The organism is Aneurinibacillus sp. XH2 (genome assembly GCF_001439585.2).
GTDB lineage: Bacteria > Bacillota > Bacilli > Aneurinibacillales > Aneurinibacillaceae > Aneurinibacillus > Aneurinibacillus thermoaerophilus.
On sequence record NZ_CP014140.1, the window covers coordinates 1,898,808 to 1,924,711 of the forward strand.

Here is a 25,904-nt window from a genome sequence, read left to right on the forward strand (position 1 = left end):
TTTAGCGTTTTTCCCGAGCGATTTGTTTACGTACAAGCACAAATATGATACGAAGTAAACGACAACATAAGGCAATCAACGATTGTTGCTTGCGTAATGGATTTTCCTGGCGTGTCGTATAGTAGGTATGCAGTGCTTGAAAAGCTGGATTTACGAGCACCATTGGTCGAATGACTCGATAGAGTAAAGTACGAAGCCGAGGACGTCCTCGCTTAGTAATCTGTGTTTTTCCACGATATTTTCCAGAACGATTTTCTTTTAAACTCAATCTGGATAATTTTTGAAGTTGTCGAGGATGCTGGTATCGCGACAAATCTCCAACTTCGGCAAAAAAACCCGCCACGGTGGTTATTCCCATTCCAGGGATTGTTAGAATCTCTTGAACCCCTGGGATATGAGCCAGTAGCTCTTCGCTCTCTTTCATAACTTGATTAAGTAATTGTTCCTTTAGTTCATAGCTCATGAGCAATGTTTTTAGTTCCAATTGAGCCATTTTGGCACCTTCATGCAAGCCAATAGAATGCCTAGCTTGTTCCACAAGTTCAACGGCCCGTACGGGCCGTAATCCTCTCTTCATCTTATTCTGCCATACAGACAGAATGACGGAAGAGCCTGCTTCGATGATATCTTGAGGCAAAGGAAAGTGTTTAAGCGTTTCTAAAGCTGCTTTGTCTTCCCAGCTTGCAAATACCTCCAGAAACTCTGGAAAGTAGCGATCTAACCAGTTATGAATGTTTCCTTGAATACGCTGAATCTCGCAAGAGATATCGTCTCTTATTTTCACAGCTTCCCGCAACTCGGCGTATACACCATTCGGGAAATAAGGTACAGAGTATCGCCCATCTTTCACGAGTTGTGCAATCACACGCGCATCCTTCGGATCGTTCTTTGTTGGCGAATTATCATCTAATTCTTTTGACTTTTTTACATGCATAGGATTAACAACGACGATCGAAATCTTACGATTTCGTAAAAAAGCAGCTAGTGTTAACCAATAATGCCCAGTAGGTTCTAAACCGACAATAACTTCTGTCTTTTGATGTTCTGTCATCAAACTTTGTATCCAATAATAGAAGGATTCGAAGCCACGGCGTGTACTTGAAAAAGAAATTGAGCATGTATTCTGCTGCCTAAAGAACAAACTCTCTTTTGAGTAGCCTCGTTGGTATGGTAAAAATCGCTACTATTTCCACTGTCAGTTGTGCGTACTTATTCATAATATTGAATTTTTATGTTAGTTTTGCAATATCATCTATAAATAAAAAAGTACAAATTCATTTTTTATTGCTTTATGTTTGATTATATATACTTAATAAACTTTAATCAACGAAATATTATAAAAATTATTTATATTAATAATTTTTTGTCATTAAACAAATCGTAAAACTAGCTCCTGTAAACATTTGTTCATTTTGATGAATGCGGAATTTACAGCGGGATTTTTATTTCGACTGAATCAGCGGTCGTAGCTGTGTTTTACAGTTTTTTTGTTGGAATTGTGATTTACAAGACAATCAAATGGGGAAATATCCCTGAAATTTTATTGAACTCGGCTTTGTTTCGCTCACATTTCATTTATAATAAAAGATGAGAAAACTAGATGATTACATAGAAAAGGATCGTTGTATTTATGAACATCTTGACGGCAGAAAATCTTTCTAAATCGTATGGCATAAAAACGCTGTTTGAAAACATTTCCTTCGGTATTCAGGAAAGGGAGCGAATCGGTCTGATTGGTGTGAATGGCACAGGCAAATCGACGTTGCTGAAAGTATTGGCCGGCATCATTCCACCTGATACCGGAACGATCACTATCGGAAATCGCATACGCGTCGAATATCTTCCGCAGAATCCAGCATTTGAAGAAGAAGGAACGGTACTGGATCAAGTTTTTCTGGGCGATTCTCCGTTGATCCAACTGGTTAAAGAATATGAACAGACGATAGAGCAATTAGCTCGACATCCGGAAAATGAAAAGCTCCAGCAGAAGCTGGCTAGCCTTAACGAGCAAATGGATCGCGCTGGTGCCTGGGATTTGGAAACGAACGCCAAAACAATTTTAACGCGTCTTGGCATCGATAACTTTTCTGCGGAAACCCGCTTGCTTTCCGGGGGGCAGCGCAAGCGGGTGGCGATGGCGCGCGCCCTGATTAATCCGGCTGATTTGTTGATTTTGGATGAGCCGACCAACCATCTCGATAACGAGACGATAGAATGGCTGGAAAGTTATCTGTCGCGTTTCAAAGGGGCGCTGCTTTTGATCACGCATGATAGATATTTTCTTGATCGTGTTGTCCATCGTATTATTGAACTTGATAGAGGGAAGCTGTACTCATATGCCGGAAATTATGGTTATTTTCTGGAACAAAAAGCGGCGCGCGAAGAGCGTGAGGCGGCGATGGAAGCGACCCGGCAGAATATTTTGCGCCGCGAGCTTGCCTGGCTCAGGCGCGGGGCGAAGGCGCGTACAACGAAGCAGAAAGCCCGTATCGACCGCATCCGTGAACTACAGGAAAACAAGCCACAGGAACGAAGCAAAACGCTACAAATTGAGCTAAAAACGCAGCGACTTGGCAAAAAAATCATCGAGCTTGATCATGTTTCGATATCATTTGACGGAAAAACGCTCATCCGCGATTTCAGCTACATCGCTGTCCCTGGCGACCGTGTCGGTATCGTCGGGCCGAACGGGAGCGGCAAAACAACTTTATTGCAAATCATTGCTGGTCGTCTCGAACCGACGGAAGGGACGGCGGTGCTGGGACCGACTGTACGGCTTGGTTATTACGGACAGGAAAATACAGAAATGGACGAAACGCAGCGTGTTATTGATTATATTAAAGAAGCCGGGCATATCATTCATCTTGCGGACGGCAAAACACTTTCGGCAGGCCAACTTTTGGAACGCTTCTTGTTTCCATCCGATATGCATGGGACGCCGCTTGGCAGGTTATCCGGCGGGGAAAAGCGCCGCTTGTATTTGCTTCGTGTCTTAATGGGTGAGCCGAACGTTTTGCTATTGGACGAACCCACGAATGATCTGGATATCCAGACGCTTTCCATTCTGGAAGACTATCTCGAAACGTTCCCTGGTGCTGTTATTACCGTGTCACACGATCGGTATTTTCTCGATCGTATGGCGGACCGCCTATTTGCATTTGAAGGTGATGGCGTAATTCGGGAGTATATCGGCAATTATAGCGAATATTTGGAAGTAAAGAAACGGGAAGAGCAAAAAGCGACTGAAGTCGTAAAAGGGAAGAAGGAGCTTGCTCTCCGTGAGAAAAAAGACAAGCCGCGCCGCCTGTCATACAAAGAAAAACGGGAGTTTGAAACGATTGAGCAAGAGATTAGCGAACTGGAGCGGCGCAGCCAGGAGCTTGAAGAGGAAATGGCGCTGGCCGCTACCGACTATGGCAAATTGCAGGAATTGACCGCCGCAAAAGAAAAGATCGACGCCGAGCTGGAAGCAAAAGTGGAGCGCTGGGCGGAATTAAGTTTGCTTGTGGAAGAAATAGAGGCGCAGAAAAATTGAAATGCGGTTTTGCGCTCAAACGCAAGCAGTGATATGATATATATATACATTTGACTTGATGTTTCGACATTGTCGGGTGTCTTTTTTATTTCTCTCGATCCCATGAAAAAATGTCGATATATCGAGTTGTATTGATATAGATAACGCTTTGTGTGATAGGATAGATGTTAATAAATGTAAAGGAGGAAGCTATGGCCAAAAAATCAATGATCGCAAAATCCAAGCGGAAGCCGAAATTCAAAGTTCGCGCATATACCCGCTGCGAGCGGTGCGGTCGTCCGCATTCCGTATACCGCAAATTTAAGTTGTGCCGAATTTGCATCCGGGAACTGGCTTACCAGGGGCAGTTGCCTGGCGTGAAAAAAGCAAGCTGGTAATGTGGATGCTTGAGAACAGACCCGAAGTCGATATAGGCTTCGGGTTTCATACGTTATCCATTTTTCTTATTGTTTTCTTCTTCTAGCTCCTGTACGTATCCGATAGTCTGGAGAACAGCGCCAATCGTAGCCAGCACCTGTCCGATCAGTTGTAAATTTTGGGGCGAGAAAATTTCTTCGCCTTTTTTCTGTTTGCCCTTTTTTCGTTTCATTATAAAGGTCACCTGCTCGTATTCAGGTTTTGCGTCAGAATTCTTTTCTTTTCACAAGGTATGTAACAAATGAACATATCGTACCTATCGCTCCAACAATCGCACGAATTCTTCATCTTTCATTCATAGATGATAAAGTGATTGATGGGCCGCTTTTACATAAGAAATTATGAAGGAATTTCGCAAATTTTGTCGAAAAAAATACTGAATAGAAAGAAAAAACAGGAGGTTATAGAGTGGAGAACGCGGTACAAGCAAACAATGAGGTGCTGTTTAGTGTAACAAATGGAGTCGGACATATTCTGTTAAACCGACCGAAAGCAATTAACGCTTTGTCTATTAGAATGGTGGAGGAAATTGGAAAAAGATTGACTGAATGGGAACAAGACGATTCCGTTGCGATTATTATAATTGAAGGTGCTGGCGAAAAAGGGCTCTGTGCTGGTGGAGATATGCGCTCGTTCTACGATAAGCGTAACGATAATGTGGAGGCACATGCGCTTACGTTTTTTTCTACCGAATATAAAATGAACCTTGCGTTATATCGTTATACAAAGCCGATTGTTGCTTACATGAATGGGATTGTCATGGGGGGCGGTGTCGGCTTATCGATCTTTGCCAGTGACCGCGTGGTGACTGAGCGCTCGAAATTATCCATGCCAGAGATGAATATTGGTTTCTTTCCGGATGTGGGGGGCAGTTACTTCTTAAACCAAATGCCTGGCCATATGGGACGTTATCTCGCATTGACTGCACACTTGTTCAACGGCGCGGACGCGATTTATCTTGGAGCAGCTGACCATTACATGGAATCCACGAATTGGGACGCGCTGAAAAAAGACGTGCAGACCATGGATTGGATCGCATGCGGCGGACGTAAAGTGGTGGAAGACAAACTGCGTGAAATTATCCAAAAATACACGGTGAAAGAGGTGCCGGAATCACAGCTTGCAAACGTGCAAGACAAAGTGGACAAACATTTCGCACATAACTCTGTCGCAGACATTCTCGCTTCCTTGGATGCATCTGCCGCAGAAGGAGACGAATGGGCGGCTGAAACCGCCAAAACGCTGCGCAGCAAATCCCCGATTTCGATGGCCGTGGCGCTTGAACAGCTTATCCGTGGCAAAAACATGTCGGCTGCTGATTGTTTCCGTATGGAGATGGACATGAGCATGCATTTCATGCACAGTCACGATTTCTACGAAGGTGTACGTTCCGTGCTTGTGGACAAAGACCGTAATCCGAACTGGAGACCGGCTTCTATTGAAGAGGTAAAGCGTGAAGATGTGGAAGCGTTTTTCAAAAACCCGTGGGAAGGTGGACAGCATCCGCTTGCGGATGAATAGATGCAGGAAAAGCAAATAACTGATTGTTTATGATATGGATAACACATGCATAGAAAAAACCTGGCAGAACATCCTACGATGTGATGTAAGGATGATGTCAGGTTTTTTCGTTTTAGCGCTTAAGAAAGTCTTAGGAAGCAAACAAGAGCAAAACCAAACAAGGAAAGCAGGATCGAGCCAATGAATCCCGCCCAGAAAGGACGGGCTCCCATTTTTTTAAACGCGCTTGCTTCAATGTTAAGCCCAAGCCCGGCCATTGCCATCGCAATCAGCAGGTAGGCTGCTGTAACAATCTGGGCGGCGACATTTTCCGGTATAATACCTAGCGTATTGACTCCGCTCATAAGCAGAAAACCTAAAATAAACCAAGGAATTTGCAAAGAAGTGCGTTTATCGTCATTCTGCCCGGCTTGTTTTGCCGCGTGCCGCTGAAACCACCAGCCGATGAGTATCGCTACGGGTACGAGTAATGCTACTCGCGTCAGTTTCACAATAATGGCAATATCCATTGCCGCCTGCCCGCCCGGCGCCGCTGCGGCAATGACATGGGCGATTTCGTGTAATGTTGCTCCGGAAAACACGCCGAAACCCTTCTCCGTAAGTCCTAGTACTGGATACAATAGCGTATAGGCTAGCGTGAATAGTGTACCGAGCACGGCGATGATCGCAACGCCGACCGCTGTTTCTTTTTCGTCCGCTTTGACTTGCGGAGCTACCGCCGCCACGGCCGCTGCACCGCAAATCGCTGTTCCGCATGCCGTCAGCATGCCCAGTTTCCTGTCAACGTTAAATAGCCGGGTAAGCCAGTATACAACCAAGAGCGCAAATGCGATATCAGCGGCCGCAATCGTGAACACTTTCGGTCCGGACGCTATAATATCGGATAAATTCAGCCTCATACCAAGCAAAATAATTCCCCAACGTAGCAGCTTTTTGCTGGAGAAAGTGATTCCACTATGTGCTCTTTCCGGGACAGGAAGAGTCGATCGCCATAGCATCCCGAGCAGAATAGCGATGACCAATTGACCGATGATGCTAAGTAAAGGAAGCATCGCCACATATTTTGCTACTACGGCAATCAGCAATGTTAGGCCGATACCCAGCAGAAACGGAAGAACAGTCCCTTTTTTTTCGGGAGATGTCTTCTCAATAGAAACGTCTTTGCTGGCAGAAGGTTTTTGCATAGCTGTTTGATCCATGTTTCGCCCTCCTCTCATAATCTTTTTTCATTTTTCAATATATGAAAGATTAAATGATAAGTAAAATATAGATATATTATGCTAAAGATTAATATTTTTAATGATAGAAGGGAAGATATATGTACTACGACGCATTGCGTACATTTATTACGGTGGTGGAAGAAAAAAGTTTTACGAGAGCAGGGGAAAAGCTTCGTTTATCCCAACCAAGCGTAAGTCTTCATATTAAACATCTTGAAACGGAGTTCCAGGCAAAACTGATTGATCGTTCGCCGAAGCATCTGTATGTTACGACGGCGGGAAAAATGTTGTATGAAAGAGCCAAACAAATTGTAAACCTATATGAAAAGACGAAAGAAGACATCTACGCGCATCAACACACGGTAACAGGAAAGCTCCGCATTGGAGCGAGCTTCACTATCGGGGAGTACGTGCTGCCGGTTTTGCTGGCCGACTTCAGCCGCAGGTACTCGGAGGTCGAAGTGGAGGTAACGATCGGCAATACAAAACGCATTGCTGAAGCTGTGAAACTGTTACAGATGGATATCGGTTTAATTGAAGGACAAACGAGCGATAAAGAATTGCGGATTACCCCGTTTATGCAAGACGAAATGGTGCTTGTTGTCCCCATTGCACATCCGCTTGCAGCGCGTGGGACAGTAACACCTGATGAACTACAGGATGAAACGTGGGTAGTGAGGGAGGAAGGTTCCGGCACACGCGTCTATTCTGACTACGTGATCCGGGCATTCGGTCTTAGAGTGAAAAAAATGATTACATTAAGCAGCAATCAGGGGGTCAAAGAAGCGGTTATTGCCGGATTGGGGATTACGCTGTTATCCCGCTGGGTGGTCAAAAAGCATTTGCAGCACGGCGAACTTGCTGAATTATCACTTCAAAGCGAGCCGTTTTTGCGGCGGTTTTCGTACATTTATCCGGCGCATGCGGAAAGAACGAGACTGGTTGAAGTTTTTCTTTCCAGCCTTGTGCAAAAATTGGAGTAGATGTGATACACGGTTGGACTTCAAAGAAAAAACGGGGAGGAAATTTGAATTTCCTCCCCGTTTTTTCTTTTTCAATTTAGTTTGTTTGAAGACCAGCCAGCCAAGCAATCAGGCGTTTGTAAATGCCTTCTTCAGACTCGCTTGGTAAAAGCTCTGCGTCTACGACCGTGTCGAATAGCTTCTCAAGCGGTTCGCGCGGATCTGCTTTTTTCAATTGTTTATCCTGTAGCACTTCCCAATTTTGTACCACATATTCGCGGCGGTCAATACCTTCTTTGGCGAAATAAGCAGTCAGTCGTTCGACATCGCTACGGAAGTTATCCGTAAAACGTTCTTCCACTGTACCACGCAGAAGAGCGATTTCGATTTCATACATTGGAGATTGGTCATTTTTGTTTTTGCCGATCCATGGTGTTTCTAGAATAATCGGTTTGTTCCGTGCGACTTCGTGGTGAACGATGTAATGGATGGCGTCAAATCCGATAAGTCCGGAACCAACGGGCGCATGCCGATCTTTCGCGGCGCCACGGAAGTTTTTGCTGTCATTGATATGGAAGACGGCAAGACGATCAAGCCCAATTATCCGGTCAAAATGTTCCATTACGCCGTCAAAGTCGTTCACGATATCATATCCGGCGTCATGCGTATGACATGTGTCAAAGCAAATCGTCAGTTTGTCGTTCAATGTCACTTTATCGATAATTGCCGCTAATTCTTCAAATGTACGGCCCACTTCGGAGCCTTTGCCCGCCATCGTCTCAAGCGCGATGTTGACGGTCTGCCCCCGATGCAGCACTTCATTTAGTCCTTCGGCAATCCGATTGATGCCGTATTCCGGGTCTTTGTCTGTGTATGCTCCCGGATGTAGCACAATGTTTTTTACCCCAAGATATTCAGCTCGCTTGATCTCTTCCTGCAAAAACGAAACCGCAAGTTCAAATGTGTTCGGTTTATAGGAACCGAGATTGATAATATAGGGAGCATGTACAACAATGTCATCGATCCCGTGCTGCTTCATTAGTTCCAGGCCTTCTGCGACGTATTGTTCTTCCATCGGTTTTCGTTTTGTGTTTTGTGGTGCCCCCGTATACACCATAAACGAAGTGGAACCGTAGCTAATGGCTTCTTCCACCGCGTTTAATAATCCTTTTTTTGAAAACGAAACATGCGATCCAATTTTCATCTATATATCACTCCTCCAACGTCCTATTGTATCAGAAAATCCCTCCCCTCAATCTTTAAAAAGTGTAAAAGTATTCAGATTGAATGAAAACCTCTCTTTTCTTTTATGAAAATTAGGTGTAGGATAAAGACAAAGTTTTTTCTAAACCGACCAAGGAGTGAATAGAGATGTTAAAACAGGCACAACGCGCCTATAACTTTAATGCGGGCCCGTCCGCTTTGCCGTTCGCCGTTTTGGAAAAGGCTCAACAAGAACTTGTAAACTTCCAGGGAACTGGCATGTCCGTGATGGAATTAAGTCACCGCAGTGCCACTTACGAGCAGGTACATAACGAGGCGATCGCGTCCTTAAAAGAGCTAATGAATATTCCGGAAGACTATCACGTTCTGTTTTTGCAGGGCGGGGCCAGCACGCAGTTTGCGACCATTCCGATGAATTTTCTTGCACAAGGTAAAAAAGCGGGATACATTATGACCGGTTCTTGGTCTGAGAAAGCACATAAAGAAGCGAAAATGCTTGGCGAAACATACGTGGTCGCTTCCACAAAAGAAACAAATTACAACCGTATTCCGGCGCTGGATGAGTTGAAATACGAAGACAATACGGCGTATGTGCATCTTACGTCCAATAATACGATTTTTGGCACCGAGTGGTTTACGTTTCCCGATACCGGTGATTTACCACTCATTGCGGATATGTCAAGCGATATCCTGTCCCATCCGATCGATGTCAGCAAGTTCGCGATGATCTATGCGGGTGCACAAAAGAATCTGGGGCCTTCCGGTGTTACCGTCGTCATCTTGCGACCGGACATGCTGGAGCGTGCTAACGCGAACGTGCCGACAATGTTTCGTTATGATACACATGTGAAAAACAACTCCCTCTATAACACGCCGCCGACGTTTGGGATTTATATGCTTAGCCTTGTGCTTGAGTGGGCAAAAGAGCAAGGTGGCCTTGAAGCGCTTGCGAAAATGAATAAAGAAAAAGCGGCACTCATTTACGATGTTATTGATCAAAGTGAAGGTTTCTATAGAGGACATGCGGAAAAAGACAGCCGTTCCCTGATGAACATTACGTTCCGTCTCGCTTCTGAAGAGCTGGAGAAAAAGTTCCTCGCCGAAGCAAAAGAAGCAGGTTTTGTAGGTCTGAACGGTCACCGTTCCGTCGGAGGTTGTCGCGCGTCCATTTACAATGCTGTGCCGTATGAAAGCTGCAAGGTACTCAGCGAATTCATGAAAGACTTTATGAAGAAAAACGGATAATGAAGAAAGCAGGAAGAAGATGCAGTGTGCTTGGTTTTTGCCTGTGTAACTTTGCCGGGCAGAAAGCAGTTATGTGCGCGTGCATCTTCTTTATTGTTTTTTCATTCTGATTCTGAAGCATTGCTGCGTCTCCGTGCAACATGTTAGAGTAAGGAGCGAAGACAAAAAAACAAAGGAGTGGCAAAGAAATGGAAGTAGGATTGGTCGGACTCGGAAAAATGGGATACAATCTGGCGTTAAACATGTTGGACAAGAAGCATGAAGTCGTTGCCTATGATACGGTAGGCGAACACGTGGAACGCATTGCGAAAGAAGGTGCGATAGGAGCTGATTCTCTGGCCGCACTCGCGGAAAAACTAAAGGCGCCACGTGTTATTATTATGTTGGTACCAGCTGGAAAAATCACCAGTCAAGTGATCGAGGAGTTGGTACCCTATCTCGAAAAGGGTGATATTTTAATCGATGCCGGGAATTCCAATTATAAAGATACGCTCGCTCGCTATACGCAGCTTAAGGAAAAAGGAATTTATTTCGTCGATTGTGGCACAAGCGGCGGCACGGAAGGTGCGCGGCACGGGATATGTGCCATGGTCGGCGGCGACCCGGAAGCGCTTGCTTATATCACTCCGTTGTTTGAAAGCATTTCTGTGCCGAACGGTTTTCTCAAAGCAGGACAGCCGGGCAGCGGCCACTTCTTAAAAATGGTGCACAACGGTATTGAATATGGGATGATGCAGGCCATCGGTGAAGGGTTTGAAATTCTGGACAAAAGTCCGTTTGACTATGATTACGAAGCGGTGGCCCGTGTATGGAACAACGGTTCCGTTATCCGCAGTTGGCTGATGGAACTGATGCAAAACGCGTTTTCCAAACAACCGAGACTAGAAAATATTAAAGGCGTTATGCATTCGTCCGGTGAAGGAATCTGGACAGTGGAGACTGCGATGGAACTGCAAGCGAGCGCTCCAGTTATCGCGCTGTCCCAGTTCATGCGCTTTCGTTCGCTTGAAGACGATACGTTCCATGGCAAAGTTGTCGCCGCACTGCGCAACGAATTTGGCGGACACGCGGTCGTGAAGAAGTAACGGTACGAAGAAGGGATAAAGGAGAGTAAACGTTTCTTAAAGTAAGTATGGAAAGGAGAGGGAAAGCGGATGGCTTCGTACGCAAAAGAAAAAGACGGAATATTTCCTTCCGTTTGTTCGCTTGATTGTCCGGATACGTGTGGCTTGCTTGTACATAAAAAGGATGGAAAAATCGTCAAAGTGGAAGGGGATCCGACACACCCAGTAACACAGGGGGCCATTTGCAACAAAGTGCGCAACATGCCGGCGCGCATTCATGATCCGAACCGACTCAAATACCCGCTAAAGCGCATCGGGGCGAAGGGAGAGGGCAAGTTTGCCCGCATTACATGGGAAGAAGCGATCGAAACCATTTCATCTAAATGGAAAGCGCTTATCCGCGAACATGGCGCGGAAAGCATTCTGCCGTATAGCTTTTACGGCAATATGGGAATTCTGAACGCGGAAGGCATGGATCGCCGTTTTTTTCACCGACTCGGCGCAAGTCAGCTAGAGCGTACCATTTGCAATGCCGCTGGCAAAGCCGGATATATGTATACGTTGGGCGGTGGGTATGGCACCGACCCGGAGGAAACCGTGCATGCGAAACTTTTTATTTTCTGGGGTTGCAATGCGGTCAGTACGAATATGCATCAGGTTACGCTCGCAGAAAAAGCGCGGAAAAACGGTGCCCAGGTTGTCGTCATTGATGTACACAAAAACCAGACTGGCCGCTGGGCAGACTGGTTTATTCCGATTTTGCCGGGAACTGATACGGCACTCGCACTCGGACTGATGCATGTGTTATTTGCTGAAAATCTGGTGGATGAGGAGTTTCTTACTGCGCATACAGTCGGGCATGAGGAATTGCGTGAACATGTTAAGCGATATGATCCGGAAACGGTTTCCGCCATCACAAAAGTACCAGCGGAAGATATTTATAAGCTGGCGCGCTTGTACGGTACAACATCGCCCGCATTTATCCGAATTGGCAATGGGCCACAGCATCATGACAATGGTGGCATGTTCGTGCGTAGCGTTGCCTGTCTTCCGGCCTTAACCGGCCAGTGGCATATCAAAGGTGGAGGGGCCATTAAAGGAAACAGCGACTACTCAGCCGTCAATTTTCAAGTATTGCAACGTCCGGATTTGCTGAAGCAGAAGACACGCTCCATTAATATGAATCAAATTGGCGAAGCGCTCACTGAACTCGATCCGCCCGTTTACTCTGTTTTTGTTTACAATAGCAACCCGCTTGTCGTGGCGCCGGATACAAATAAAGTAAAAGCGGGTTTTGCGCGCGAAGATTTGTTTACGGTTGTGCATGATTTATTTTTAACAGAGACCGCCCGTTACGCCGATATTGTGCTGCCGGCGACATCGGCGTTTGAAAATTTGGATTTGTACACGTCATACTGGCATTTGTACGTGCATTTGCACGAGCCGGTGCTTGAACCATACGGGGAAAGCAAATCCAATGTGGACGTGTTTCGTCTGCTTGCACAGGCGATGGGGTTCGAAGAACAAGCGTTTAAAGATACGGAAGAGGAGATGATTCGGCAAATTCTCGACCGCGAGGCGAATCCATACTTGGACGGCATTACGTATGAAGCGCTGCATGAGAAACGGTTTATGAAAATCGATAGTAGCAAGGCTCCGAAATTCCCCGGGCGCCTGCCGACACCGAGCGGCAAGATTGAACTGTATTCCACGCGGATGGAAAAAGAGGGATTGCCGCCGCTCCCGACATACGAACCTATTAAAGAAGAAGAGATGTTTCCGCTTTTGTTCGTTTCGGCGCCGAACCATAATTTCTTAAACTCAACGTTTTCTAATAATGCTAAGCATGTAGCGATGGAGAAAACGCCGCGCCTGCACATTCATCCGGAAGATGCCCGGAAACGGGGCATTGAGCATGGAGAAAAGGTTCGTGTCTATAATAACCGTGGTGAATGCGAACTGACCGCTTTCGTTGCAGAAAATGTTTTGCCAGGTGCGGTTGTCAGCCAGGGGCTCTGGGCGGATGAGCCAGGAACAAAACGCATTGTGAACGCTCTGACGCCAAGCCGTTTATCTGATATGGGAGGAGGTGCCACTTTCTTTTCAACGAGAGTGGAGGTAGAGAAACTGGCAGCAGACGCAAACGGAATGGATGATAAAAAGAATTCGGACAGCGATGTGTAAGAAAAGGGAAAAAGCAACCGTCCTTACCTCTCTGCCCGAACTGTAGCACAAAACAGGAGTAAAATACGGATATAATACGTGCGTCATGCGAATGTTATCGCTAAAATGAACCTGATTTCGTGCTTTTTTGCAGTACAAACTCTTCGATGACATGGCGCACGCCTTCTTCATTGTTGGAGCGCGTTACATAATCGGCTTTTTGTTTAATAAACTCCGGCGCGTTGCCCATCGCGACGCCGAGACCGGCGACTTTAATCAAATCGATGTCATTATAGCTATCCCCGATGCCGATGATTTTCGAACGGTCAATGCCAAACATTTTTGCCAGATGAAGAATCGCTTGGCCTTTGCTGGCTTCGGGGTGCATAACTTCAAGAAAATATGGCTTTGATTTCGTAATATATGCCGCCTCCCCAAATTCTTCGTTTAGCTCTTTTGCTAGTGCATCAAGTGCTTCAGGTTCATCATAGTATAACAGCATCGATAGAAATCATTTTATACAATATATCATCGCTCCTTTTCTTTCTATTCGAATTTTGCCCATATGATCATATCACATCGGGCGGAGGGTACGGACCCCTATTTACACAAACTTCTTGATGGTACCAACTGTATATGGAAAAGGATATTGACAGTGTACCTAATAATAACTAAACTATAATTGATATTGATAATAATAATCATTATTGATTAAAAGATGAAAAAGGAGGAAGTAAATCGGCTAGATTATTTTTTTTGTTGTTTTTAATTGATAATGAGTTTCATTTTTATTTATTAAGGGGAGAATGTAAGTGATAAAAAGAAAGACAATACAACGAGTAGGATCGGCTACACTTGTTATATCTTCTATTTTATTTTCGTATCCGTCATATGGACAAGCGAGTAGTTCGGATAAATCGGTGAAGAGTGAAAAAGAAGAATACAAGGTATCCGTTACCGTGGATAAAGTTCATACGTTGGTAGCGGGAAAGAAGGATGAAAATGCATTGACCACGGTTGAAATCGAGGAGCTGATTCCTGGGACATTCCTGCCTGGAAGGGAAGTTACTTTTTCCTTGCCAAAAGGGCTTTCATCGGTGGACAAAATTAAGGTTTGGCATAATAGCGATTTACGCGTCGAAACGACAACAAGTAAAATTACGATCCATGTCCCAGCCTATCGTTCAGAGGAGAAATATAAACTGACAGCAACCATGCGCCTTGTCGCCAGGATTGATCAAGAAGGAGAATTAAAAGCGACAATTAAAGGGGATGGCGTTACGGAAAGCAAGGTTTTGATTGCAAGGGTTATTCAGGGCGCAAGCATTGAGCCCGTTAAAAACGAAAAACAACGTCCGCTCCGTTTAGGTGTTCAAGCTCAGCCGGCACCCGATCTTCTTTTTACTGAACGTGTGGCAGGTGCATTTAGAAAAGAGGGAAATGCCGATATTACATTTCATCTTCCCAGAGTTGGTATGCGCTTTAGTGAAGTGCCGACGGTTAAAGTCATCAAGGGAGATTTGCAAATCGATGAGCATTCGGTTCAGCTGGTAGAGGAGAAAGAACTGAAAGATGACTCTTATTCTAATGGAATTACTTTTAAAATCAAAAAAGAAAGTTCCAAACCTTCCGTCATCCAGGTTTCTGATATTAAAATTTCTACCAACCGTACGATGGCAGATGGATTGTATGATTTAACCGTATGGGGAGATGCTCTGGCGCATGAAAAACAGTTGAAAGATTCGAAGGTGATGTCTTTTCCGTACGTTTCAGTTAACGGTTCAGATGAAAAGCATGAAGTAAAAAGAGAGATATCTTTTTCGGTTGGAGAGCTGGTTTATTACATAGGGCACACAGAGAAAAAAATGAATATTGCTCCTTACATGAAGAAGAACCACATTTATGCGCCGATTCATCATTTGGCCGAAGCGCTGGGGATTCATGAAAATGAGTTGCTCTGGGATGAAGCAAGCCAAACGATGACCATTCTTAAAGACAAAAAGATTCTTCAGTTACAGGCAGGAAGCGATATCGTGGGTATTAACAGTATGAAAGTGCCGATTCCTACAGATATTGAAATGAAAGATGCACATATTATGGTGCCGCTTGATGTGGTTGCCGCATTTTTAGGAGTGAAAGCAAAGTGGGAGCCGGCAAGCAAAAAAATTATACTGAGCTAGATCGTAGATTTCCGGTATAATTCATTAAAATCCATTCAGTTTCATTTGTATGATGTTCAACGGCTATTATTTTTAAATCATTATTAATTATTATTTATAAAGGTATTCGTCATAAAGAAAGTAGGGTGCATAATGTGCCCTACTTTCTTTATGCCTAAATATTAGGAATGTATATAGGGGTTTTATCCCATGCGGGCACGGTAGCGCGAGAATATAAAGTTCCTTCCGTTGTAGAATGGCCACCACTGTTTTAAAGGATGTTACAGGCCGTTCCCAAAAAGATGACAGGAATTGCATCGGGAATTTTTTCAACGTTTCGTTGTTTCGTTATGTTGGCGGCATGATCGCTTCCGTATTAGTGAGTCTATTAAGGGAGAAAATATGGATGTATAGCATGCTTTTATTCGCTTTCATTATAGGCTGGAAGTTCGAATGTCCCTTTGATGTTTAGAACGGTTTCTCCGCAATCCGTTGTAAACGAGAGATCCTCATCAATACGTAGTTCTGAAACAACGATGTTACTGAAATCCGGGCAGGGATTTTCAGCGCGCGTAAAGTAAATCGTATGATTCACGTGAACTGAGCCCAAGCGACTAATCGCTGCTAAATCTCTGCCAACGTTTCCCGTAATGTTAGAGATACTGACAATAAACTGGATATAGCCTACCGCTCTCACGCGTTGAAGGCTCCCGCTACAATTCGCTTCCTTTTGGTCAAAATGAGGGATATGTTCAGCGGTTTGTGTACAAGTATCAATAATGCATTCGATCCCCTCTGTGTTAAAAGCAATGTCAGGAGCAAAAGAAGGGGCAAGCCTGAATCCTTGTGGTAGCACAATATTGCAACTAAAAGGGACAGACCGGTTACATATGGTTTCATCGTAAGGAGCCGATGTTTGTTGGCTGCTCACTACCTTTGTACGTCTTTCAGATAATAGTTGCTTTTGAATATTTGTTGGCATTTCCTCGTCCAGTTCTTTTTGCTCTTCCAGGTTTGCCACTAAGCATGTTGCGACTTTTTTTGGCGTTGATGTACTATGTTTATTTTTATATGTAGCAGATTGAGCTTTGTATATAATCGATTGATTTTTATATATATTGTATTGAGCCTGGGAAATAATATAGGAACGCATACGATCCATCCTTTCTTTTTCATACTGAACGGTGTTATCACATGTTATCTTTAGGTTAGTTTTGCAACACCCTCACACTGTATAGAGAATGCAAAAAAGAATGGATTGGTGACGACAAACGTGGAGAAATTTATATCCGTCGCTTTCAAATACAGTTCATTCACCTATAACCAACCCGTTTTGTACGTGCATAAGATACATTGTATTTGTAAACACAATGAGACAATGTGCGGTTCTACTTTAATGAGAGAAAAAGAGGTGGTTGGCTGTATGAGAACGATGGTATTTATAGGAACAAGCAAGTCCGGTTCGAGTCGGGAAGCGATTCGGGCGGCCGAACGGCTTGGTTTTTATACCGTTCTCTTTACGAGGCGTAAGCTAAATCTGGAGCAACGAGCGGAATTTTCCGATGTCCACGAATTAATATCGATTGATTTAGATGATGTACCATCAATGAGAGAAAAGATCAAACAGCTACAAAAACAAGGAAAAATCATTGAGGCGATTGTTAGTTTTGTTGATGGACTTGTTTATACGGCCGCGGTTCTTTCGGAGGAATTTTGTCATACAGACCTGTCCAAGGAAGCCATTTTAAAAATGGAAGATAAAATACAAACACGCAGCGCTTTGCAAAAGACTCCTTTTAATATGAATTATGCGATATATAAGCAAGGATCTTTATCTTTTTTTATAGAAGAAAACGAGCTGACATTCCCGCTCATTGTAAAGGCTCCCCATTCAGCTGGTTCGAAAGACGTTTTAAAAGTTGACCGCAAATCTGAGTTTGAATCTTGTGTAAACAAATTAAAGCAAAAGTATCCAGGAAGCCCTATTTTAGTTGAGGAATATATTGATGGACCGCAATATTTGGTAGAAACGTTGGTTTACCAAAATAAGGTGAACATTGTAGCTATTATTGAACAAGAAATTTCAAAAGAGCAACGCTTTATTGTAACAGGCTATTCTTTGCTTGCAAAAGTAGAGGAGCATTTATATGAAAGTCTTTCGCGTGCTGTTATATCAATCATTCGAATGTTAGGGATGAAAAACGGGGCATGCCATCTGGAATTAAAATTCCACAAAAACCAATGGAAACTGATAGAAGCGAATCCCAGAATATCCGGGGGAGCCATGAACAAAATGATTGAGGTTGCTTATGGCATTAATTTAGCTGAACAAATTATTAAAATAGCTATTGGAGAAGCGCCGTCCTTACAAAAAACATATAAGAAATTCGTTTTTACTCAGTATATTACGTTAGCTTCGTCAGGAGAACTGCAATTGGTAACCGGAAGAAACAGAGCTTGGCGATATGAAGGGGTTGATGATGTATATATTAAGCCAAAGCGGGGAACGTATTTGCATCCTCCATTATCGATGGGGCACCGTTATGCCTATGTCATGGCTTCGTCTTCTACAAAGGAAGAAGCCAAAACAATCGCGAAAGCCGCAGCCAAGGAAATCCACTTTCATCTTTATTGATTTTAAGAAAGGAGGGGGAACATGACGACAATCGGCATGCTCCATTATCGTAAACACCCGGAGAAAGTTCTAAAAGCATATGCATTTGCTGCTGTTGCCAAGGCGGAAGGGGTTGATTTTTTCTATTTTACCCCCGGAAAAGTGAATATGGAAAAGAAAACGATTCTAGGGTATGCATTGGAAAAAGGAGAATGGATAGAAAGAAAAATGCCATTTCCTGATGTGATTTATAATGCAGGCAGTCCTTTGACTGAGAAGGCGTATGATATTCATGAAAAACTTTCTGAACAAATTCCTTTTACAAGTCACTCGCTAGGCAGTAAAACGAGTGTGTATGAACGAGTCAAGAAAAATGGCCAATTTTCTCAATATCTTCTTCCTTTTATGATGATAAAGAGTATGAAAGATGTTTTTGAATTTTTGGCTGCGCATCAAAATGTAGTCATAAAGCCTGTATCCGGTCATAAAGGGATTGGGGTTATCTTTATAGAAGAAAATAATGGCACGTACACTGTTATTAATCAGGACGATACTTCAACTTATAGTAAACAAACGCTTCGGGAATTGTTAAATCCGTTGGTTATAGATGAAGAATATTTGATTCAGCGTTATGTTTCATCAAAAACAAAATATGGAAGCGCCTATGATTTTCGCCTGCATGTTCAGAAAAACGGAGAAGGCAAATGGGTGATTACAAACATTTATCCACGAATCGCCAATCCGGGAAAAATTGTAACTAATCTAAATAGCGGGGGCGCCATCTCGATGCTGGAATCTTTTTTAATTCAGGAGTTTGAGGAGGAGTCCTACAATGTTAAACGATATCTCGAACAATTTTCCCTCGTTTTTGCCGAACATATGGATAAAATCTATGACGAATCTTTTGATGAACTGGGCATTGATGTAGGATTAGACGCCAACCGGAAGATATGGATTTACGAGGTGAATTGGCGTCCCGGAGTTCCTCCCACGTTTGATTTAGAGCTGGATGTAGCCAGAAATACCATTCATTATGCCGTATATTTGTCGAACAAATTCCACGGACGTTAAACGGTAAGAAGGTGGAAGGTTTCATTGACAAAAACGCTAAGCTTGCATTGATTTTTATTTATATTTTATGCCGCAAACCGGATTTTCATTCCGGGTTTGCGGTTTTTTTATGGAAAATTTTTAATATGCCATCTTTTAAACTTTTGATGTTTTTACATCGTTCTTTTGTTTCAGCAGCAAGATGGTTGGAAGCAGGCAACCGGCAAGGCATGTAGTATCTACCGTTATTTTTGGCCGGCCGGAAGTCTCCCAATATTTTTTGGAGGCCGATATTTTTGTTCATGAATGAATGTAGAATTTGTCAAAAAGGCGAAAAATTAAATCGTACAGCCTGTCTTTTTTTTCAAAATGTCTACATATAATTTGCATAAAAAAGCAATCTTTCCATGCAGTAAGGTTTTGTGAGTTTACTGTTTACAGGGGTGGGGATATGAAGAAAAGATGGGGAACTATATTACAAATTGCAGCCACTTATATCGGCACTGTGGTTGGGGCAGGGTTTGCTTCCGGGAAGGAAATTGTTGAATTTTTTACTGTTTACGGACTGGTAGGACTAATCGGCATCTTAGTAAGTGGAATGTTGTTTATTTGGATTGGCACGAAAATGATGCTCCTATCCCACCGGATTGGCGCCTATTCCTATGAAGAATTAAATACCTATATATTCGGTGAAATGGTTGGTAAGGTGATCAATGTACTGACGCTGCTTATTTTATTTGGTGTTACGTCGGTCATGTTGTCAGGAACGGGTTCCATTTTTGAAGAACAATTAGGCTTTTCTTATCAATGGGGGATTTTATTTACGCTGATTCTTTGCTATGCCGTCATGATAAAAGGACTGGATGGCATTCTTGCTGTTAATTCCTTGGTCGTTCCGATGATGCTCTTTTTTAGTTTTCTGATTGCTACTTCTTTGTTGGGACACCATGATTTTTCCCATGTTTTTCAGAAAGAAGAACCACAGGTAACCTGGAAGTCGCTTGTGAGTCCCTTTGCTTATGTGGCATTTAATCTGGCTATGGCACAGGCTGTTCTTGTTCCTCTTGGAAAAGAAATAAAGGACGAAAGCGTGTTGAAGTGGGGAGGTTTTTGGGGAGGGATCGGTCTTTGTTGTATGCTGATCTCTTATCATTTAGCTCTTTCTTCTTTACCGAACGTAGCACAATTTAATGTTCCTATCGCTGAAGTGCTCGAAGATTTTGGTTCGTTTATTCATATTTTATTCCTGATCGTCGTTTATGGCGAAATTTTTACCACGCTAATTGGTAACGTGTTTGGAATTTCGCGCAAAATGCAGAAATTCTTCGTTATATCGGAAAAATGGATGATAGTAGGGATTTTATTACTTAGCTTTTTAATTAGTCAGATTGGATTTGGTTCCCTGCTTGGCTTCCTCTATCCTTTATTTGGCTACACCGGATTATTGTTACTTTTTTGTATAGCTGTGAAACAGTAGAAAAAGACTGCAATATCCAATAAATACAAGCGATTTTTCATGCATAATTTGCTTCCTTTTTTAAGAAACTGTGAAGGAACGGAACAAATGCAAAAAAGCCGGGAATACTAAAAGTTGAAGGAGGTGATAAAATGGATGAAGTAAAGGAAACAAGAAAGGAAACAAGAGAGGAAGAAACACGTGATACCTCTGCTCTATGGTTGGGGTGGATCGGCATCGTAGCGGGGATTGTTGCTTTCTTCTACGCTCCGCTTCTTTTTGGCGGGGCTGCCGTAATCCTTGGATTGATCACAGTGTTTAGTAAGGCGAACACCCTGGGATGGTGGGCGATTGGCCTTGGAGTCGTAGGCATCATTGTCCAGTGGTTTTATCGTGGCTCCCTTTTTTATTGAATGTATTTTTTCGTTTGGATACCGGTATTGTAGTTGGAAAATCGAAAAGCAGGAAAAAAAGAGGTTGGATGATATTTCCAATCTCTTTATTTTTTCTGTGTCCCGTTGCGCTTGTTTTCATTCCCCTAAATGGAAATCATAAAGTGAGAAGATTATGAATGTTTCCTTGTTCCCCTTTTTTTCATGAAGAAATGGTATGCTGATTGATGTGTAAACGATTGATTGTTCTAAAAGGAAATTTAGAAAGGAGAACGAGGAAGTGTTTCAAAAAAATGTTCGATTTTTACTTCTCATTTTGATGCTCGGGCTTGTGCTCATCACCAGTGCATGCTCAAATGAACAAGCCGTAGCTCGCGTAAATGGGGAAACGATTAGCAGGGATGATTTGTATAATTTTATGGTGAAACAAAATGGAGAGCAAGCATTAGACGTCTTAATTACAAACAGTATCATCAACCAGGAAGCCAAAAAGCAAAACATTTCCGTTTCACAGGCGGATATAGATAAGGAGTTAAAAAAAGTAAAGGATTCCTTCGGAACGGAAGAAGCATTTAATGAAGCGTTGAAACAAACCGGTTTTTCTTTGCAGGATCTGCGAGAAGATGCGGCCATCAATATAAAAGTGAAAAAGCTGCTTGAACCGAAAGTTCCAATAACTGAAGAAGAAATGAAAAAGTATTTTGAAGAAAACAAGGCGATGTTTGCAACGGAAGAGCAAGTAAAAGCCCGCCATATTTTGGTAGAAACGAAAGAAAAAGCGGACGAAGTGAAAAAGAAATTAGCGGCTGGCGAAGATTTTGCCGAGCTGGCAAAAAAATATTCGATAGATATAAACAATAAGGATCAGGGAGGCGATCTTGGTTTTTTTGGCAAGGGCCAGATGGTAGAACCGTTTGACAAAGTCGCCTTTTCATTAGCGCCAGGGAAAATCAGCGACCCAGTGAAAACAGAATTTGGATACCACATTATTAAGGTAGAACAAAAAAAGCCAGCGAAACAAGCGAATTATGAAGAAAGCAAAAGTGAAATAAAAGACATGTTATTCGCCAAGAAAATGCAGCCTGTATACAATACTTGGATGGAAGAGAAGAGGGCCGAATATAAAATCGAGAATTTCTTGACGAAGAAACAAACAGACACAAAATCATAATTTGGTTGTTTTTAACATTGCGCTGTCTGATATGGATGGGAAGTGTGTTTTAGTCAACAGAAGGAAGAGAAGACGGAGGAAAAGATAAAAACGAATCTTTTCCTCTTCCTCATGCCACATTACAAATATTGAAATTTCAACGTACATTTATTTAGTTGTATAGAAAAAGCGCGATACAATGAGTCCAATAACGCCAAGACCAATGAACAAAACAGCACGGACAAGAAGCGACAGAAACGGTAAATCAAAGAAAATTGCTTTCAGCAGTGTTATAATAAGCAGCGCCATTCCCAGGCGGCGCAGATCTTTGTTGGCGCTTCTCGCACCATAAAGAATTCCTGCCACTGCATACAGTGCCCAAACTGTAGAAATAGCTAGCTGCATTATTTCAAACGACATCTCACGCATGACCGCTCCGGTAATTTCCGTTAAAAAAACAAGCAACAAAAATGCATAACCTACACCCATTATGCGGAATACTTTTTCTTCCTTAAATAGCCTCTTCTGCTTAAGCAGTTTATATAACCAGGCTGCCGTAATGAGCATAACACACCAGTTGAACGTCACTGATGAAACGACAAATTTAATATCACGCGCAATGGTTACCATCAGACTGAGACCATAAATAAGGCCACCAGTAATTTGCTGTAACTTTGACTGCAGGACAATCCCCAGATACAATGCCAGCGTTCCTTCCAACAGTATCATTATCGTCTCATTTTCGTTTTCCAGTACGTACAGTATATAGCTTGCTAGCGCGAAAGAAGCGATCGATATGGCAACGGCCGCTTTCTTCCGGTTTCGTCCCAGCAAAGCATAAGCTATGCTTCCATACAACACAAATATGCCAAGCAGCATCCATTCTACCTGTACTTCAGCAAATGCGATGTTCAGCCATATCGTTGTCAGTACAAATGTAGTAAACAGCATACCTGTCTGACTGCGCATGTACACGGTTTGTCGCAGGAAAAACAAAAGCAGGGCTGCATGCTGAATTATACTGCCAACCGCAAAAGTACTTCCTTCTTCGCCTCCAGTAATGATGAAAAAGAGAAAGAAAACAATCTGTAACAGAGCTGCCGACGTGTAATACAAAACGAGATATTGCTTTCGTATTGCCACATATAAAAACGTGACGTACAATGCTATCTCGTATGCAACAAAAAACAAAGAATTCGGATTATGGCTTTCTACAAGAAACGGAATAAATACACCGGCTAGGGATGATAGCACAGCCAGCGCCTGTGACCGATGGCGATACGATAAAAAGACACCGCCCGCGATCCAGATGATATTGAGCGGAAAGGCTAGGGAAGCTGGGATAAATCCGTACAGCATATGCATAGCAAATGTCGTCAGTATCACAATACAAATGGCAGCTCCTAACAAAACCTGGCCAAGCCCGGTTCGTTGATGCTTCATTTGACGACTCCCCATCCAGAGGAGCCACCCGGATACGATAAAACCAAGCACAATACGCACAGGTTCGGTAATGTATCCTCGATCAATCGAAGCTTTAAATGCCCAAACAATGCCGACCAGTAGCACGATGACAAAGATGCGTGGCAGCCAGACACGACCGATAAGTGTTTCCCAGTCTGTCGGCTCTTTTTTCTCTGACACCGTGTGCGATTTCACCGCAGGCGAAACGTTGTTTATCCCAGTCAGTGTAGGTTTTTGGGGCTGAAGGGCCGCTATTTTTCGTTCCAGCTGCGCCACGCGGGCCTCTAACTCGGCAATTCGTTGTTCTTGATCCATACATTTCCTCCTTTTTCATTTTTGATATAATCATTTTTTTCAAACAAAACAAATAGCGCGTGGTTGGTACCGGCATAAGGAATAAGATTCATATTTGTTCCTCCCATTCATTCTAAATTTTGTAATCCATGCGGCATTTTCTTTATTGATTGCGGTATTTTCTCTATTATGGAATAGATCATAAGATTCTCACAAGAAATAAAAATATATATTTTAATTATTTGGTAAATATGGATGATATAAAAAATTAGATAAGAGAGAAGATACGATAAGTAAAAATACATGAGATGCAGAATGATATGACAGCAAAATTAGTTATGTATCTCAAATTCGGAGAAGATACGGTAACACTACTTCAACCGCAGGGTATTGATCAAAAGACATCGGATGTATATTATATGGTTGGATTGGTTCGTTGATTTGCTTTATCGTCGTTTCTATTATGCTATGAGCACTCAGAACGTATATACATAAAGCATAAAGAGATATAGCGATGGGAGAGAAGAATGGAACGAATAAAGAAATGGATAGGTATCCTATCTATCATGTTCGGGCTTTTCATTATGGCGTTACTGTTTACTTACAGAACGGATTATGATACCCCGACACCCCCTAGGATAGATAGGTACGAGAAAGTTAAGCAGTATGAACCTATGTTACGAGCTGAATTAAGAAAGTATCATTTGGAAGAATATACACTTACGCTGCTTGCCTTGATGCATCAGGAAAGCAGAGGGGAAGGAGGCGACCCAATGCAGGCATCAGAGTCGGCCGGTCTTCCACCAAATACAATCAATGATCCTGCCTGGAGCATCCGACAGGGGGTAAAACATTTTAATGACGTTCTTACGTACGGAACAAAAAAGAAAGTCGACTTCCCTACTGTTATACAGGCGTATAATATGGGGAAAGGATACATTGACTTTATAGCTGCACATGGTAAGAAGCATACGGAAGAACTGGCAAAGCAATATTCCGCAATTCAGGTAAAAAAAGAACCTAATGTCTACAATTGTGGAGAGGATCGCAACAATTTTCGATACCCCTATTGCTACGGTGATTTTTCTTATACTACAAAAGTCTTGCAAAAGCGAGAACGTATAAAAAATACAATGGAAGCAAGTTGAGAACGATTCAAATACTCCTATATGAAGGGGAGTATTTTTTTATTCTAAAAATGTAAGATACGTATCATGAAAATAATGATAAAATGACAAAAGAAGCGATTAAAAGTAGCACAAAACTTTATCGACTTACCGATCATGGAAAAAAGCGCGGGCATTGCCGCTTCGTATCAAATTCAGCCGCAGGCAGAAAGTATATATGGCGATCTATGCAGTGCTTTTGCTTGTGTTTGGCATATATAATACTTTTGTTTTTAGTAGTTATGTGACAGGAAAAAAAGCGATTGAACTGTCTTTCCCATTGCATAAAGGAACTTATTATGTGCTCCAAGGTGGCAATCATGTGCAAATGAATAATCATAATGCCTATCCGTCGCAAAAGTATGCCTTGGATATTGTGAAATTGAATACGCTTGGTATGCGTTCGAATGGCATATATCCAAAACAGCTTGATCGATACATGATTTACGGTGATGAAGTGATAAGTCCTTGTACCGGTAAAGTGCTGAAAGTAAGAAATGATGCACCTGACCTCATGCCACCGGATATGGATTCTGAAAGACCGGAGGGAAATTATGTCGCTCTTGTGTGTGAAAATGAAGAAGCAGTGATCTATATGGCACATATGCAGGAAGGCAGTGTTGCAGTGAAAGAAGGGGAAGTTGTACAGGAGGGTCAACCGATTGGACGAGTGGGCAATTCCGGAAACGCGGCAGAGCCGCATCTGCATATCCATGCAGAAAAAGATGGAGAAGGCATTCCGATCAAATTCAATGGCAAATTTCTTGTAAGAAACAACATCATTCGATGAAGAACCAGAAGCACTCCA

General features: G+C 42.9%; 24 protein-coding genes and 1 pseudogene. 17 read left to right on the plus strand and 8 right to left on the minus strand.

Annotated elements, in window-relative coordinates; translation table 11 throughout:
* Position 1: 1 nt before the first annotated feature.
* The gene (locus ACH33_RS09480; RefSeq protein WP_082705974.1) at positions 2 to 1,141 is read right to left on the minus strand and encodes an IS110 family RNA-guided transposase; all 1,140 of its coding nucleotides are present in this window, start codon (positions 1,139 to 1,141) and stop codon (positions 2 to 4) included.
* Between the two features lie 285 nt (positions 1,142 to 1,426).
* On the opposite strand from ACH33_RS09480, the gene ACH33_RS19235 reads away from it, so the two are divergent.
* The 3 genes from ACH33_RS19235 (at position 1,427) to ACH33_RS09490 (ending at position 3,912) form a co-directional block, all read left to right on the plus strand.
* Complete coding sequence (locus ACH33_RS19235) at positions 1,427 to 1,591, plus strand: TRAP transporter large permease subunit (protein ID WP_139184942.1); 165 nt, start codon at positions 1,427 to 1,429, stop codon at positions 1,589 to 1,591.
* A gap of 39 nt (positions 1,592 to 1,630) precedes the next feature.
* Positions 1,631 to 3,535, plus strand: coding sequence for an ABC-F family ATP-binding cassette domain-containing protein (locus ACH33_RS09485; protein WP_057898805.1), 1,905 nt, complete (start codon positions 1,631 to 1,633; stop codon positions 3,533 to 3,535).
* A 191-nt stretch (positions 3,536 to 3,726) separates the two neighbouring features.
* Positions 3,727 to 3,912: a type Z 30S ribosomal protein S14 gene (locus tag ACH33_RS09490; RefSeq protein ID WP_057898806.1), complete on the plus strand. Its 186-nt coding sequence runs from the start codon at positions 3,727 to 3,729 to the stop codon at positions 3,910 to 3,912.
* A gap of 53 nt (positions 3,913 to 3,965) precedes the next feature.
* On the opposite strand, the gene ACH33_RS19240 is transcribed toward ACH33_RS09490, so the two are convergent.
* Positions 3,966 to 4,124 carry a hypothetical protein gene (locus ACH33_RS19240; RefSeq protein WP_156424037.1) on the minus strand — a complete coding sequence of 53 codons (159 nt, stop codon included), beginning with the start codon at positions 4,122 to 4,124 and terminating at the stop codon, positions 3,966 to 3,968.
* Between the two features lie 236 nt (positions 4,125 to 4,360).
* Here ACH33_RS19240 and ACH33_RS09495 point away from each other — a divergent pair, with 236 nt between their 5' ends.
* A complete protein-coding gene (locus ACH33_RS09495) occupies positions 4,361 to 5,473 on the plus strand; it encodes an enoyl-CoA hydratase/isomerase family protein (RefSeq protein WP_057898807.1) in 1,113 nt (370 codons plus the stop codon).
* Between the two features lie 119 nt (positions 5,474 to 5,592).
* Here ACH33_RS09495 and ACH33_RS09500 read toward each other — a convergent pair whose 3' ends face one another.
* The gene (locus tag ACH33_RS09500; protein WP_057900316.1) at positions 5,593 to 6,624 is read right to left on the minus strand and encodes a YeiH family protein; all 1,032 of its coding nucleotides are present in this window, start codon (positions 6,622 to 6,624) and stop codon (positions 5,593 to 5,595) included.
* 167 nt (positions 6,625 to 6,791) lie between these two features.
* Here ACH33_RS09500 and ACH33_RS09505 point away from each other — a divergent pair, with 167 nt between their 5' ends.
* Entirely contained in the window at positions 6,792 to 7,676 is an 885-nt protein-coding gene (locus ACH33_RS09505; RefSeq protein ID WP_057898808.1) for a LysR family transcriptional regulator, read from the plus strand.
* A 76-nt stretch (positions 7,677 to 7,752) separates the two neighbouring features.
* On the opposite strand, the gene ACH33_RS09510 is transcribed toward ACH33_RS09505, so the two are convergent.
* Positions 7,753 to 8,859, minus strand: coding sequence for a deoxyribonuclease IV (locus tag ACH33_RS09510; protein ID WP_057898809.1), 1,107 nt, complete (start codon positions 8,857 to 8,859; stop codon positions 7,753 to 7,755).
* 167 nt (positions 8,860 to 9,026) lie between these two features.
* Between ACH33_RS09510 and serC the strand changes: the two genes are divergently transcribed.
* The 3 genes and pseudogenes from serC to ACH33_RS09525 all read left to right on the plus strand — a co-directional run bounded on the left by serC (position 9,027) and on the right by ACH33_RS09525 (position 13,372).
* Positions 9,027 to 10,124, plus strand: a complete 1,098-nt coding sequence (gene serC, locus ACH33_RS09515) for a 3-phosphoserine/phosphohydroxythreonine transaminase (RefSeq protein WP_057898810.1) — start codon at positions 9,027 to 9,029, stop codon at positions 10,122 to 10,124.
* A gap of 185 nt (positions 10,125 to 10,309) precedes the next feature.
* Positions 10,310 to 11,209, plus strand: a pseudogene (gene gnd, locus ACH33_RS09520) (phosphogluconate dehydrogenase (NAD(+)-dependent, decarboxylating)); the annotation flags it as partial.
* 69 nt (positions 11,210 to 11,278) lie between these two features.
* Positions 11,279 to 13,372, plus strand: a complete 2,094-nt coding sequence (locus tag ACH33_RS09525; protein ID WP_057898812.1) for a molybdopterin-containing oxidoreductase family protein — start codon at positions 11,279 to 11,281, stop codon at positions 13,370 to 13,372.
* Positions 13,373 to 13,472: 100 nt separating this feature from the next.
* Here the strand turns inward: ACH33_RS09525 and ACH33_RS09530 are convergent, their stop codons facing one another.
* On the minus strand, positions 13,473 to 13,853 hold the full coding sequence (locus ACH33_RS09530; RefSeq protein ID WP_057898813.1) for an HAD-IIB family hydrolase: 381 nt from the start codon (positions 13,851 to 13,853) through the stop codon (positions 13,473 to 13,475).
* 310 nt (positions 13,854 to 14,163) lie between these two features.
* On the opposite strand from ACH33_RS09530, the gene ACH33_RS09535 reads away from it, so the two are divergent.
* Positions 14,164 to 15,531: a copper amine oxidase N-terminal domain-containing protein gene (locus ACH33_RS09535; protein WP_057898814.1), complete on the plus strand. Its 1,368-nt coding sequence runs from the start codon at positions 14,164 to 14,166 to the stop codon at positions 15,529 to 15,531.
* A 400-nt stretch (positions 15,532 to 15,931) separates the two neighbouring features.
* Here ACH33_RS09535 and ACH33_RS09540 read toward each other — a convergent pair whose 3' ends face one another.
* A complete protein-coding gene (locus ACH33_RS09540; protein WP_139184938.1) occupies positions 15,932 to 16,672 on the minus strand; it encodes a hypothetical protein in 741 nt (246 codons plus the stop codon).
* 261 nt (positions 16,673 to 16,933) lie between these two features.
* Between ACH33_RS09540 and ACH33_RS09545 the strand changes: the two genes are divergently transcribed.
* The 6 genes from ACH33_RS09545 to ACH33_RS09570 all read left to right on the plus strand — a co-directional run bounded on the left by ACH33_RS09545 (position 16,934) and on the right by ACH33_RS09570 (position 22,193).
* A complete protein-coding gene (locus ACH33_RS09545; RefSeq protein ID WP_057898816.1) occupies positions 16,934 to 18,145 on the plus strand; it encodes an ATP-grasp domain-containing protein in 1,212 nt (403 codons plus the stop codon).
* 21 nt (positions 18,146 to 18,166) lie between these two features.
* Complete coding sequence (locus tag ACH33_RS09550; RefSeq protein ID WP_057898817.1) at positions 18,167 to 19,195, plus strand: YheC/YheD family endospore coat-associated protein; 1,029 nt, start codon at positions 18,167 to 18,169, stop codon at positions 19,193 to 19,195.
* An 11-nt stretch (positions 19,196 to 19,206) separates the two neighbouring features.
* Complete coding sequence (locus ACH33_RS09555; RefSeq protein ID WP_057898818.1) at positions 19,207 to 19,410, plus strand: hypothetical protein; 204 nt, start codon at positions 19,207 to 19,209, stop codon at positions 19,408 to 19,410.
* A gap of 215 nt (positions 19,411 to 19,625) precedes the next feature.
* The gene (locus tag ACH33_RS09560; protein WP_057898819.1) at positions 19,626 to 20,651 is read left to right on the plus strand and encodes a YkvI family membrane protein; all 1,026 of its coding nucleotides are present in this window, start codon (positions 19,626 to 19,628) and stop codon (positions 20,649 to 20,651) included.
* 131 nt (positions 20,652 to 20,782) lie between these two features.
* Positions 20,783 to 21,043: a hypothetical protein gene (locus ACH33_RS09565; RefSeq protein WP_057898820.1), complete on the plus strand. Its 261-nt coding sequence runs from the start codon at positions 20,783 to 20,785 to the stop codon at positions 21,041 to 21,043.
* Between the two features lie 259 nt (positions 21,044 to 21,302).
* Positions 21,303 to 22,193 carry a peptidylprolyl isomerase gene (locus tag ACH33_RS09570; RefSeq protein ID WP_236781844.1) on the plus strand — a complete coding sequence of 297 codons (891 nt, stop codon included), beginning with the start codon at positions 21,303 to 21,305 and terminating at the stop codon, positions 22,191 to 22,193.
* 147 nt (positions 22,194 to 22,340) lie between these two features.
* On the opposite strand, the gene ACH33_RS09575 is transcribed toward ACH33_RS09570, so the two are convergent.
* Complete coding sequence (locus ACH33_RS09575) at positions 22,341 to 23,951, minus strand: DUF2339 domain-containing protein (RefSeq protein WP_057898821.1); 1,611 nt, start codon at positions 23,949 to 23,951, stop codon at positions 22,341 to 22,343.
* A complete protein-coding gene (locus tag ACH33_RS20355; RefSeq protein ID WP_257721566.1) occupies positions 23,921 to 24,043 on the minus strand; it encodes a hypothetical protein in 123 nt (40 codons plus the stop codon). The genes ACH33_RS09575 and ACH33_RS20355 overlap by 31 nt, the downstream gene beginning before the upstream one ends.
* A 471-nt stretch (positions 24,044 to 24,514) precedes the next feature.
* Between ACH33_RS20355 and ACH33_RS09580 the strand changes: the two genes are divergently transcribed.
* Both ACH33_RS09580 and ACH33_RS09585 read left to right on the plus strand, forming a co-directional pair.
* A complete protein-coding gene (locus tag ACH33_RS09580) occupies positions 24,515 to 25,078 on the plus strand; it encodes a lysozyme family protein (RefSeq protein ID WP_257721603.1) in 564 nt (187 codons plus the stop codon).
* Between the two features lie 196 nt (positions 25,079 to 25,274).
* Positions 25,275 to 25,886 carry a M23 family metallopeptidase gene (locus tag ACH33_RS09585; RefSeq protein WP_082706176.1) on the plus strand — a complete coding sequence of 204 codons (612 nt, stop codon included), beginning with the start codon at positions 25,275 to 25,277 and terminating at the stop codon, positions 25,884 to 25,886.
* Positions 25,887 to 25,904: the final 18 nt, after the last annotated feature.